This is a genomic window from Mycobacterium sp. IDUB_24, assembly GCF_055419385.1.
In genome coordinates, this window is the sequence record NZ_JBVAXO010000006.1 from 39,458 (window position 1) to 51,255 (window position 11,798).

Sequence of the window (11,798 nt, forward strand, 5' to 3'; positions counted from 1 at the left end):
GCCAACTCAGATCTCCTCGTACACGAGGAATGTGCTTGGCGGGTCCGAACGGATCTGGTCGGTCATGATTACCTTGCCGTCCATGGTGGCCTGGCCGAGCTGCGCAAGGGCAGCCATGACGTCGTCGGCCTCGATGTCGTAGATCGCGAGGTAACGGGGTGCGCCAGGGATGGTGGAGTTCTGGCCTGGGGCGATCCGATAGCGCTTGGCGCCGGTTATCGTCGGGACGCTCGCGAGGATCTGCGGTACGTGGTCGCCGTCGTACCAGGCGTTGTACTCCTCCTCCACCTCGGGCGACGCCGGCTCGTTGAAGACGATGAGTTTACCGCGCGGCATGGTGAGTTCCCTTGTGTCGGAATGAAAGTGCAGATCTTCGTTTCTAGAGTGTGGTCCTCGCGAATGCAAGAGGCGGCACGTCATGGTGCTTCGCATACGCGCGCAGTGCGGGAACGACGTCGGCCAACAGTCTGTCCAGCACCGGCTGTTGGTCTGCGCCCGCGGTAGCGGGCAGGAAGATGAAGTGGCGCGCGCCCGCGTCGTAGAAACTCTGCAGCTTCGCGGCCACCTCGGCCGCCGTTCCCGCAGCCGCGACGCTGTCGATCATGGCCCGGAAGTCCTGGTTGTAGGTGCCGCCCATCGTGCGGGCGGCCTCCTCCCGGGCAGTGTCACCGTCGGGGTTGATGTTGAGGAACACCCACACGCACCACTCGAAATTCGTGAGGTCGCGGTCGGCCTCGGCGGCACTCTGGCGGATCGTCGCTACCGAGGCGGCGTAGCGGCGGGGTGAGTACAGGTACGGGAACCAGCCATCGCCGAGGAGCGCCGCCCGTCGCATGGCCGGCTCTTTGCGCCCGGCGACGATGACCGGCGGGCCGCCTGGCTGCGCTGGTGCCGGATGGATCTTCACGTCCTGCATCGGGTAGTACGGGCCGTCGTGCGTGACGGGTTCGGCGGTCCACAATCGCCGCAGCAGCGGAATCGATTCGTTCACGCGGCAGCCGCGCTCCTCGATCGGGACCTGGACGGCGCTGAACTCCTGCGGGTATTCGCCCCCGACCCCGACGCCGAGCATCAGGCGGCCGCCCGTGGCGCAGTCGAGGTCGGCGATCTGCTTGGCGACGAGCGCCGGTGGATAGAGCGGCAGCAACAGGATCGACGTGCCCACCTTGACCCGTTCGGTCAGCGTGGCGAGCCGGACGAGGCCAACCATGGCCTCGGCGCTCGGATTTCGCGATGCGAGATGGCCGCCGGTCCACAACGAGTCGATTGGCCGAGCCTCTAGATCGCGGATGGCGCGGGCATCACCGCCGGCGACGATCCCGATCCGGATTTCGCCTCCTGCACTGCTCATCGGATCGTGCCCGGCGCTAGTGGCTGTCCCACTGCCGGGATCCCGGCCGCTGCCGGCTTAGAGCTCGCTTTGCTTGGCACGAGGATCTTGAGCTTCCGTCGAAATATGCACTAAAGGATAGAACCATCTTCTTCACTGCACACTAGTGTCATAGTGATATCGATGGGTCTCATCCGGCTCGCGACAGTTGGGCCAGGTGACCGAGAGGACGCTTATCCCGTGACTGTCTCCGTGCCCAATACGCTCGGCGAGGCGCTGCTGCCGTCGTGGCTCACCGCGGCATTGCAGCCGCGCTTTCCCGGGATCGAGGTGCAGCGTGTCACCCCTGGTCCGGTGGTGGACCGTATCTCGACCAATGCCCGGTTCGCTGTCGAGTACTCCCGCGCGCCGGCGGATGGCCCGTCACAGTCTCTCTGCGTAAAGGGCTACTTCAACGAACTCGGCTGGATGGCTCGCCATGTCGGCGAACCCGAGGCGCTTTTCTATCGAGATCTCGCCGTGCCCACCGGTGTCCGCACCTTGTGCAGTGTGTACGCCGACGTCGATCCGGAGACTCGCCACGGCGTCGTGATCACCGAAGATGTCGTCGCCCAGGGAGGTGTATTTCTCGACGGCAGAAGCGCTTATACGCCGGAGCAGGCTGCGGCGAGTCTCGGCGAATTGGCCCAGTTGCATGCCGAGACATGGCTGAACCCGCACTGGGCGGCGACACCGTGGCTGGAATCTCGCATGGGCGTTGCCATGCAGGTCTGGGGTGAGGCCGAGACGGTATCGAAGGTCAGTGCGAACTACCACGGACCTAACGGCCGCGGAGTTCCCGCCGGACTGCGTGACGCACAGCGCCTTGTCGATGTCTACCGGGCCATGACTGCTGCGCTGTCCGATACGGAATCGACGTCGCCGTGGTGCGTCATCCACGGTGATCCCCACCTGGGCAACCTGTTTCTCGATGCCGCGGGACTGCCGTGTCTGCTGGACTGGCAGTTGGTGCAACGTGGAACCTGGTCGATCGACGTGGGCTATCACATCGCCTCGACGCTCACGGTCGAGGACCGCCGTACGTCCGAAGGTGATTTGTTGCAGCACTATCTAGAGTGCCTGGCCCAGTTGGGCGTTGAGCCGCCGACGTGGGACGACGCCTGGCGTGCCCTCAGCCTCGGCTTCGTGCACGGGCTCTTTCTGTGGAGTATCACCACGCAGGTCGAGCCGGGGCTCATCGAGATTCTGCTGCACCGCATGAGTAACGCAGTAGCTGATCACGACGCGCTCGTCCGCGCGGGCAGTGACCTCTGAACGATCGTGCGAGCGTTTCTTCAACAGATCGAACGAATCCGCCCGCGCACCCATCGCTGGTATGTAATTCTCCTTCGAAGCAGATTGACGTTCTACTGCCACAGGCGCATACGTGAGCCTCAGGCGCCCACAGGCGCTCCGACAAGGTCGGCCACTCGACAGCCGACAAGAAAGGTAACTGCGATGCCGCACGCCAAGCCAGCCGATTTGCCCAACGCCGGCGGGGGCCGTTGGCCCGCCTCCAAGGACCACTTCCGATCGGTGCAATGGGGAGATCTGGAAGTGGGTTACACCACGACGGAACATCCCGTAGACACCACTGAACTCAATCGGCTCGGTGGACTGCCGGGCGGTGTGTGCACCTGTCCTCATTACGGTTACGTGTTCGAGGGATCCATCACGGCGGTCTACCCCAACACCAGCAGGCCAGACGAGGTGATCAATGCCGGAGAGGTTTACTTCATCCCAGCGGGGCACGTGCTCAAGTACAGCGATCCAACCAATCACCTGGAGTTCAACCCCGCGTATGCCCTTCAGGAATGCATGGACGCGATGCAACGCACGGCGGACATGGCCGGCCAGAGGGCCGAGTCGAACTGAGTCATCGGGCGTCGGTGGCCCGCGTGTGATGGCGCCGCGGACCGAATGTTTTGTGCGGCTTGGGAGCTGACTTTCTGGTGGACACCGGGGAACGAACGGCGTCGGTAGGCGTGGACGATGTACGTGTCGGCGGATCGCCGTGTGTGATGTGGGAACGCCTGCGCTGTCCGAGGTGTGGCCGAGCGGCGGTCTCGGGCGCAGTCACTGCCGCGTTGGCCGCTGTTCGGTGAGTCCGCGATTTCGGCGCGAGGTTCGGCGCCACCCTCGATAAGAACTGCCGCGCGGCCCCGGCGATCGGCCCCGGCGTGGTACCGGGTCGCGGGAACAGGACCTTGTCCTCCGCCCATGCGGTGACCGGCGTGAGAACGGGGTCGATGACCTTGTTGAGCAGTTGCGGCGCGCCCGCTGCATTCACGAGATTGTCGAATTGGGTGGCGAGGGGCCCCTCGATCTGAGCAAAAGTCTGGAATGGGTTGACAGCCTTGTTGATCGAGGAGACCGCGTCGCGGTACCGGGTGCCGATCGTGGCAGCGGATGATGCGTGCGCCGCGTCGAGTTCCTGTTTGAGCGCCGCATAGCCGGGCAGTTCGCCACCAAGGATCTTCGCAGCGTTGTCGGCGCCTTCGAGCGTTGCGGCCGCGAGTTCGATCGTGAACGTCACCGGGTCGATCACCGGAATTAGTTGAGCCGGTGTGGGTTCACCGAAGGAAACCGAGCGGTCGTAGCCGGCTTCGACGACAACCTTGGCGAGCGGCTCGACGATGTCGATGACCGGTTCCGGCACACCGGCCAGGCGCAGCGGGTCGAACAACGGAAGATCCGCGGTGGGGATCCAGTAGTACGTCGTGTCGCCGACCTGTTCCTTGACGGTGCCATCGACGTACTTCGGACTGGCCGGGTCAAGGCTGATCTCTTCGCCGTAGAGCGCATGTGCGAACAAGATTCCCAGCAATGCGTTGGCATCGGCCACCGGGTTCAGCGGGAACTGTGGTGTGTCGGCCAGGCCGTCGTACTGGCGGGCGATGTCGATGGTGGTGATCGGGTGTTCCGGATCGTCCGGTGATGCTCCGTTGAAGGTGAAATCGAAGAACGGGATGACGACCCCTGAAAAGCGCTCCGCGATACCGCCATTGGGGCGATTTCCTACTCCGATGCCGACGAAGGTGACGTCGGGGACCTGCTCGCCCGCAGCCATCCGCTGCTGCAGCTTGGCCTTCTCGACCATCGTGATCACGGTGCTCTGCGAATACCCGAACACCACGCACGACTGCCCTGCCTCGCTGCACCCGTTCGCAGCCATGGCGGCTTCCAAATCGGCGACGCCGTCGGCGACCGACTGATTGATGCCAACGGCGTGTTCGGGTGTCCGCACTGCGACTGCGGTGTAGCTGCCGGGCGTCGACGGCATGATGAAGTCGTTGACGGCCGACTCCATGAACCCTTGGCTCGGGCTGGGAAAGGTGGTGCCGTCCATGATCAACGCGTTGGTCGACAGCGAGACGCCGGCGCAGGTGGTCGGGGTCGTCGCGAGAAGTGCCGTGCAGCCACAGGCAAGAGCCACGCCGAGGGAACGGCCGAGGAGTCCGACCGCCGACATCTCCGCAGATCTGGCGTGGGGCATGGTTTCGTCCTTTCCAGAAGCAATCCCGCCGATCGACCTGGATGTGCCGCCGCCGCACCGGCTCTTGGGCGGAATGTAGTACTCAGATCGCGTCCAGTGAGTAGATTTCCGACAAAACACCCACTTCGGCGTAGAGCGTAGTTCTCACAAAATCAGATCTGATGATTCCGGCAGCTGAACAGTTTTGTTGCCGTGAGCTGGTGGCAATGGCCGGTACCCAGCGGCACCCGACGGCCCCGAATCAACAATTTGACCCTTGTTTCAACAAGAATCACGTTCTACTGTCATCAGTGTGTTTCGAGCGATTGTTGTCAGTGCGGGGCAGATGTGGTCGAAGTGATGGCGACCCGTTCGACCAGTTCAGAGTTGAGGGAACGGTACGAAGCGGACGGATGGTGGACGTCCGACACTCTGGGCGAGCTTCTGGCCCGAGCCCTGGCAGAAGCGCCGCGCACCACGTTCCAGGTGCATTCCAGCGTCCGGCCATACGCCGGAACGTTCGGCGACGTCGAGCATGTCGCGCGGCGGTTGGCGGGTGGTCTGCGGGCCCGAGGGGTGGGCCCCGGTGATGTGGTCGCGTTCCAGCTGCCCAACTGGATGGAAGCCGCCGCGACGTTCTGGGCCTCCGCCCTGCTCGGCACGGTCGTGGTGCCGATCGTGCATTTCTACGGTCGCAAGGAAGTCGGTTACATCCTGACGGCCGCCAAGCCAAAGGTGTTCATCACCACCGAACTGTTCGGGCGGATGACGCATCACCCGGATCTATGTGTCGATGTGCCGATCGTCGGCCTCGTCGGGCGGGATTTCGACGAGCTGCTCGCCGCGGAACCAATGCCTGGCGCCGGGGACACCGACCCCGCGAATCCCGCCTTGATCGCCTTCACGTCGGGCACCACCCGTGACCCCAAAGGTGTCGTCCACAGTCACCAGACCCTGGGGTGCGAGATCCGGCAGCTCAACGCCGGCCATCCCAAGCAGCCGGCCGGAAGTCTCACGGCGCTGCCCGTCGGGCATTTCATCGGCATGCTCGGGGGATTGCTGTGCCCGGTGCTCGAAGGCATCCCGGTCCACCTGTGCGACGCTTGGGATCCCAGCCTGGTGCTGAAGCTCATGGCACGAGACGGACTCGGGTTCGGCGGCGGCCCAGCATATTTCATCACCAGCTTGCTGGACCATCCCGAATTCACCGACGACCATCTTCAGTACATGCGCTACCTCGGTTTGGGTGGATCTGCGATTCCCACCACGGTCACTCGTCGGCTGACCGACCTGGGTCTGGTGGTGACGCGGTCCTACGGCAGTACCGAGCACCCCTCGATCACCGGTTCGAGCCCGACGGCAGCGCTCGAAAAGCGACTCCTCACGGATGGAACTGCTCGCGGCGGCGTGGAGGTCCGGCTGGCAAGCGACGGGGAAATCCTGAGCAGGGGACCGGATCTGTGCCTCGGCTACCTGGACCCTGAGCTGTCGGCGAAGGCCTTCGACGACGAGGGCTGGTACCACACCGGCGATATCGGTGTGCTGGACGACGACGGCTATCTGACGATCACCGACCGAAAGTCCGATGTCATCATCCGCGGAGGTGAGAACATCAGCGCCATCGAGGTCGAGGAGGCGCTGCTGACCATGCCGGAGGTGGCGGACGCGGTCGTGGTCGCCGCCCCCGATGCCCGATTCGGCGAACGCGTGGTCGGAGTGCTGCGTATCCGGGACGGACATCAGCTGCCGAGCCGGGACCGCGTGCGTGAGCATTTTCGGGCGGCCGGAATGGCCCGCCAGAAGTGGCCGGAAGACCTCCGCGAGGTCGAGGACTATCCGCGCACTGCGAGCGGAAAAGTGCAGAAGTATCTTGTGCGACAACAGGTTAGAAGTTTCCTAGGCGAGGAGAACTGAAGTGGCTGGACGGGTGGAAGGCAAGGTGGCCTTCGTCACCGGCGCGGCACGCGGGCAAGGGCGCAGCCATGCGGTCAGGCTGGCGCAGGAGGGTGCCGACGTCATCGCGATCGATGTCTGTCAGCCCATCGAGAACACGACGGCACCGGCGTCGACCTCCGAGGACCTCGCCGAAACCGCGGATCTGATCAAGTCGCTGGATCGCCGGGTTGTCACCGCCGAGGTGGACGTGCGCGACTACGACGCGCTCAAAGCCGCGGTCGACAGCGGCGTCGAGCAGCTCGGTCGGCTCGACATCGTCGTCGCGAACGCGGGTATCGGCACTCCAGGCGCGATGCTCGAGGAGATGGACGAGCCGCGGTGGGAACAGATGATGGACGTCAACCTGACCGGAGTTTGGAAGTCGGTGAAAGCTGCTGTGCCGCACCTCAAGGCGGGCGAGCGCGGCGGTTCGGTGATCCTGACCAGTTCGGTCGGCGGACTCAAGGCCTACCCCCACATCGGGCACTATGTGACGGCCAAGCACGGCGTCGTCGGATTGATGCGGTCGTTCGCGGTCGAGTTGGGGCAGTACTCGATTCGGGTCAATTCGGTACACCCGACCCACGTCGCCACACCGTTGCTCCACAATGAAGCGACATTCAGGGCGTTCCGGCCCGACCTGGAGAACCCGGGCAAGGACGACCTGGAGCCGATCTGCCGGAACTTCCATTATCTGCCGATCCCCTGGATCGAGGCCGAGGACGTCAGCAATGCGGTGCTGTTCCTCGCATCCGACGAATCACGCTACGTCACAGGGGTTCCCCTCCCAGTTGACGCCGGCTGCTGCCTGAAGTAGGCAGGGTATGCACCGAGAGCCGATGGCGGTGCCGGTCCCAACCGGTGGCGGCGCAGCCTGCTCGACGGCGCGCCTACAACGGACATGGGACGGCGAGTCCGTGCCTGCCTTGGCCGAGGGCTACGCCGAAACCGAATACCTGCTATCCGGTTTCGCGCAGACCTACGCCGGTCCGGTCACCGGGCCTGTTACCGTCGCCTCCGACGGCAGTCCATATGTGACACGCATCTTGGTGCGGCATCCGAGGAACCCGGCGGAGTTCAGTGGGCGCGTCGTCGTCGAACCGTTCAACACCTCGTTCGGCGTTGATCGCGACGCTTTGTGGGCCCATGTGGGTGGACTCCTCCAGGCGCAGGGCGATGCATGGGTCGGCATCACCGGACGGGCGATGGGCGCCGCCGAGTTGCGGAAATCAGATTCGGTGCGGTACGCCCGAATTGACTTCCCCATCAATGATCTGGGGTGGGATGCGTTGTGCGACCTCGGTTCCCTGATCAAGTGCGGTGGCGGCGACAGCCCGCTGGGGCAGCTCGACGTCCGCCGGGTGTACCTCGGCGGCTACTCGCAGAGCGCGGTCGACGTCGCGACATTCGCCATCGCATTCAACGCCATGGCTCGACTACCTGACGATTCGCCGATCTTCGATGGCTATTTCCCGGCTGGTCATGCCGCGAGCTGTTCGGCGATCGCTTCCGGTGCTGCATGGCGGCCAGAAATGGAATACCCGCCGGTGCGCTACGTCGGCGTGCCGGTCATCGAGGTGCAGCCGCAAAGTGATGTCGAGGGCTTCGCCGCCAAGATCGACTCCGCCACATTCGTCAACCCCGGCTCGGCGTCGGTCCGTCGGCCCGACAGCGATCACAACCGCGACCGGTACCGGCTCTTCGAACTCGCCGGAGCGCCCCACGCGGCGCGGTTGGAAGGGTGCGACGGCGCTGGTTCGAGCTTCCCGACATCGGTGTTCGTCCGGGCGGCATTGCGGCTGCTGTTCGAATGGGTCGAGGACGCGCTGCCGCCGCCGCGAGCGGCGCGCATCCGTATGCATCGCACAGGGCCCGTATCGGAAGCCCGCGTCGACCGCTATGGGAACCCGCTCGGCGGCGTGCGGTCCCCACACCTGGATGTGGCGTTGGCGCGGTATGGGGCGCACTCGAGTCCAGGGCCGATTTGTCAACTGGCGGGCCGCGAAACACCGCTCCCCACCGAGACGCTCGTCGGCAGGTACCGGGACGTGAATCGGTATCTCGATGAGTTCACAGCGGCTCTGGACGCGACGATCAGCGCCCGGTTCATCTTGCCCGCCGATCGGGAACAGATCTTGCGCGATGTGGCCGCCAGAGCCCGGGACGCGTTCAATGCCATTGACTATCAGGAGGTATCTGTACCGTGACCGTTCCCGGAGCGTTCGACGGAGTGCGGGTCATCGAGCTCGCGCAGTGGGTGTTCGTACCGGTGGCGGGTGCGCTTCTGGCTGACTGGGGCGCGGATGTGATCCGCATCGAGCGTCTCGACGGTGACCCCTACCGCGGTCTGGCCACCCAGGGGATAGGCACCGACAGCGGTGGCGTGAATCTGTCCATGGCTCTTGCGAACCGCGGCAAGCGCTCGGTGGCCCTGGACCTACGCAAGCCGGCCGGCCTGGCCGCCCTCCACGATCTGCTCGCCTCGGCGGACGTGCTGCTGACCAGTCTGCGGCCAGGCGCGCTCGACCGGCTGGGCTTGGGCGCCGAAGCTGTGCGTCAGCGTTACCCTACGCTGATCTACGCCCGCGGCAACGGTTTCGGAGTGCGGGGGCCTGATGCTGACCAGCCGGGCTACGACAGTTCGGCGTTCTGGGCCCGCGGCGGCGTCGGCCATATTCTCACCCCAGACGACCGGGATTACCCGATCAGCCAGCGTGGCGCGATGGGGGACCGTAATGGGGCTATGGCGCTTGCATTCGGCATCGCCGGGGCCTTGCTCAAGCGCACGCGCACCGGCGAGGGATCGGTTGTCGATGTCTCACTTCTTGCGACGGCGATGTGGATGCTTTCTTCCGACCTGCTGGCTGCGCTCAACGGCGGTGTGGTGCAACGACCTTCGGGCCGTACTGCGCTGATGAGCCCGTTGACGGCCACCTACCGAACCAAGGACGACCGCCACGTCCAGCTGATGTTCCTCCAAGGCGACAGGTACTGGCCGGAATTCTGCCGAACGGTCGACCGGGCGGATCTCGCGGAGGACGTGCGGTTCGCTGATATGGCAGCGCGGCGTGCGAACGCTGCGGAGTGCGTCGCGGAGTTGGATTCCACCTTCGCCGAACACACCTTGGCGGAATGGAAGGAAATCCTCGCGAAGCTGGACGCGCCGTGGGCGCCGATCCAGTCCGTCGAAGAGGTGGTTGACGACCCACAAGTGCTTGCCAACTCCTATATCGGAGAAGTCGAAACCGACCACGGGGTGTCCTACCGGCTACCCACCGTCCCAGTGCAATTCGACGGCCGACCGCCTGCACTGCGGCGTGCCCCTGAACATGGCGAGCACACCGAGACCGTGCTGAACGAACTCGGCTACGACTGGGACCGCATCGGCCGGCTGGCCGACGAAGGGGCCATCCCGTGACGACGAATCGGCCGCTCCCGGTCCCAGATGCGTCATCGGAATCGTACTGGGCTTCGGCGGCCCGTCACGTCCTGACGGTGGCGCGCTGCGGCCGATGCGCGACCCTGGCTTTGCCACCCGACGTGGTGTGCACAGCATGCGGCTCGACGGACCCTGCGTACGAGTTCACCGCGGTGAGCGGCCGTGCCGTCGTCCGCTCCTGGACTGTGGTACGCCAGGCGTTCCTGCCCGGGTTCGACAGTGAAGTGCCGTTCGTGCTCGTGGATGTCGAACTCGCCGAACAAGCCGACCTGCGCCTGATCGGTCGGCTGCTCGACGGAGTCGAGGCCGAACTCGGCATCGGAGCCGAAGTGCAGGTGGCGTACGAGGATCTGACGGACGAAATCTCTGTTCCTGCTTTCGAGTTGGTTCGATGACAGGGAACCGGGCCGCCGTCGTCGGCTATGCGCACAGCTCGGTTGATCGCCGCGGCGACCGCGCTCTCGGCGCCTTGGCCGTCGATGTGGCCAGGGCGGCCATCGCTGATGCGGGGCTCACCGTGGACCAGGTCGACGGTTTCGTCAGCTCTAGCTTGTTGCCGAGCGCGGGTGGTCGCCAGGTGGTCGACGGCGTCAGCATCGTGTCCTCGTCCTGGCTGGCCCGCAGCCTCGGTGCGAACCCACGATACGTCGCGGGTTTCGACGGCATCGGGCAGCTGAGCGGTTCGGTCGGCATGGCCGTCAACGCAGTGCTCAGTGGTGCCGCCAACTACGTGTTGGTGCACAGGGCGCTGCACAACCCGACCGGCAGCTATCACGGCAATCCCATGCGAGAGATCCGCGGCGCCATGCAGTGGACCGCGCCGCAGGGCTACTTCGGGCCGCTCGCCATGATCGCCCTGCCCTACACGGAGTATCTCCAACGGTACGGTGCCCGAAGGGAATCCATGGCCGCTGTGGTGACCGAGGCGCGCAAGAACGGGGCACGTATTCCGTGGTCGTACTGGCACGACCGGCCGCTCACTGCCGAGCAGTACCTGGCCGAGCGGATGCTGTCGGATCCAATCTGCCGGTTGGACTGCGACATTCCGGTCGAGGGGGTGGCGACGTTCGTGCTGACCTCGGCCGAGCGGGCGGTCGATCTGCCGAACCGCCCGGTGTACGTCGCGGGCTTCGCGGGCAGCACGGGCGGTCCGCGGCGGCTACCTCTGCACTGGCCGCTCGACGACATCCAGCACGGTGGCGCCGACACCGTGCACAGGCTGTGGCGCCAGACCGGGTTCACGATCGATGACGTTGACCTGCCGCAGGTTTACGACGGCTTCTCCCCGTTCGTGTGGTTCTGGCTCGAAGCGCTCGGAGTCTGTCCTGAGGGCGAAGCGCACCGCTTCGTCGATTCGGGTGGCATCGACAGCGACGATCCGGCCGCGATCCCGGCACTGTCAGGCGGAGGTGCCCTGGGCAACGGCCGCATGCACGGTGTGCCCCAGATGCTGGAGTGCTATCTGCAGCTGTCGGGCCGCGCGGCAGATCGCCAGCGCGACGTCTCCGTCGGACTCGCCTGTCAGTCCGCGCCCCACTTCGGCGGAGTCGTGGCCTACACGTCGGAGGCCGGCTGAGTTT

Annotated in this window: 11 protein-coding genes; 8 read left to right on the forward strand and 3 right to left on the reverse strand. The window is 65.1% G+C overall.

The genetic code is table 11. From position 1 onward, the window contains the following. Positions 1–6: 6 nt before the first annotated feature. Together ACZYZF_RS20525 and ACZYZF_RS20530 are read right to left on the reverse strand one after the other, a co-directional pair. Entirely contained in the window at positions 7–336 is a 330-nt protein-coding gene (locus ACZYZF_RS20525; RefSeq protein ID WP_463836654.1) for a hypothetical protein, read from the reverse strand. Between the two features lie 43 nt (positions 337–379). Further along, complete coding sequence (locus tag ACZYZF_RS20530; protein WP_463836655.1) at positions 380–1,351, reverse strand: LLM class flavin-dependent oxidoreductase; 972 nt, start codon at positions 1,349–1,351, stop codon at positions 380–382. Between the two features lie 219 nt (positions 1,352–1,570). On the opposite strand from ACZYZF_RS20530, the gene ACZYZF_RS20535 reads away from it, so the two are divergent. Next, the gene (locus ACZYZF_RS20535; protein ID WP_463836656.1) at positions 1,571–2,644 is read left to right on the forward strand and encodes a phosphotransferase; all 1,074 of its coding nucleotides are present in this window, start codon (positions 1,571–1,573) and stop codon (positions 2,642–2,644) included. Between the two features lie 183 nt (positions 2,645–2,827). Continuing rightward, positions 2,828–3,244 (forward strand): cupin domain-containing protein, encoded by a 417-nt coding sequence (locus ACZYZF_RS20540; protein WP_463836657.1) that lies wholly within the window; start codon positions 2,828–2,830, stop codon positions 3,242–3,244. A gap of 1 nt (position 3,245) precedes the next feature. Here the strand turns inward: ACZYZF_RS20540 and ACZYZF_RS20545 are convergent, their stop codons facing one another. Next, positions 3,246–4,865 (reverse strand): PE-PPE domain-containing protein, encoded by a 1,620-nt coding sequence (locus ACZYZF_RS20545; protein WP_463836658.1) that lies wholly within the window; start codon positions 4,863–4,865, stop codon positions 3,246–3,248. A gap of 339 nt (positions 4,866–5,204) precedes the next feature. On the opposite strand from ACZYZF_RS20545, the gene ACZYZF_RS20550 reads away from it, so the two are divergent. From ACZYZF_RS20550 to ACZYZF_RS20575, 6 genes are read left to right on the forward strand one after another with little or no spacing between them, the layout of a single operon-like run. Next, entirely contained in the window at positions 5,205–6,758 is a 1,554-nt protein-coding gene (locus ACZYZF_RS20550) for an AMP-binding protein (RefSeq protein WP_463836659.1), read from the forward strand. Between the two features lies 1 nt (position 6,759). Next, entirely contained in the window at positions 6,760–7,596 is an 837-nt protein-coding gene (locus ACZYZF_RS20555) for a mycofactocin-coupled SDR family oxidoreductase (protein ID WP_463836660.1), read from the forward strand. Positions 7,597–7,618: 22 nt separating this feature from the next. Further along, positions 7,619–8,986, forward strand: a complete 1,368-nt coding sequence (locus ACZYZF_RS20560; protein WP_463836661.1) for an alpha/beta hydrolase domain-containing protein — start codon at positions 7,619–7,621, stop codon at positions 8,984–8,986. Further along, positions 8,983–10,197 (forward strand): CaiB/BaiF CoA transferase family protein, encoded by a 1,215-nt coding sequence (locus ACZYZF_RS20565; RefSeq protein WP_463836662.1) that lies wholly within the window; start codon positions 8,983–8,985, stop codon positions 10,195–10,197. Before ACZYZF_RS20560 ends, ACZYZF_RS20565 begins: the two co-directional genes overlap by 4 nt. Next, the gene (locus ACZYZF_RS20570; RefSeq protein WP_463836663.1) at positions 10,194–10,613 is read left to right on the forward strand and encodes a Zn-ribbon domain-containing OB-fold protein; all 420 of its coding nucleotides are present in this window, start codon (positions 10,194–10,196) and stop codon (positions 10,611–10,613) included. Before ACZYZF_RS20565 ends, ACZYZF_RS20570 begins: the two co-directional genes overlap by 4 nt. Beyond that, a complete protein-coding gene (locus tag ACZYZF_RS20575) occupies positions 10,610–11,794 on the forward strand; it encodes a thiolase family protein (protein WP_463836664.1) in 1,185 nt (394 codons plus the stop codon). Before ACZYZF_RS20570 ends, ACZYZF_RS20575 begins: the two co-directional genes overlap by 4 nt. The last annotated feature ends 4 nt before the right edge of the window (positions 11,795–11,798 follow it).

Coding starts and splice junctions, on each gene's coding strand:
- ACZYZF_RS20525 (WP_463836654.1), bottom strand. CDS start 336: ATGCCGCGCGGTAAACTCATCGTCTTCAACGAGCCGGCGTCGCCCGAG.
- ACZYZF_RS20530 (WP_463836655.1), bottom strand. CDS start 1,351: ATGAGCAGTGCAGGAGGCGAAATCCGGATCGGGATCGTCGCCGGCGGT.
- ACZYZF_RS20540 (WP_463836657.1), top strand. CDS start 2,828: ATGCCGCACGCCAAGCCAGCCGATTTGCCCAACGCCGGCGGGGGCCGT.
- ACZYZF_RS20545 (WP_463836658.1), bottom strand. CDS start 4,865: ATGCCCCACGCCAGATCTGCGGAGATGTCGGCGGTCGGACTCCTCGGC.
- ACZYZF_RS20550 (WP_463836659.1), top strand. CDS start 5,205: ATGGCGACCCGTTCGACCAGTTCAGAGTTGAGGGAACGGTACGAAGCG.
- ACZYZF_RS20560 (WP_463836661.1), top strand. CDS start 7,619: ATGGCGGTGCCGGTCCCAACCGGTGGCGGCGCAGCCTGCTCGACGGCG.
- ACZYZF_RS20575 (WP_463836664.1), top strand. CDS start 10,610: ATGACAGGGAACCGGGCCGCCGTCGTCGGCTATGCGCACAGCTCGGTT.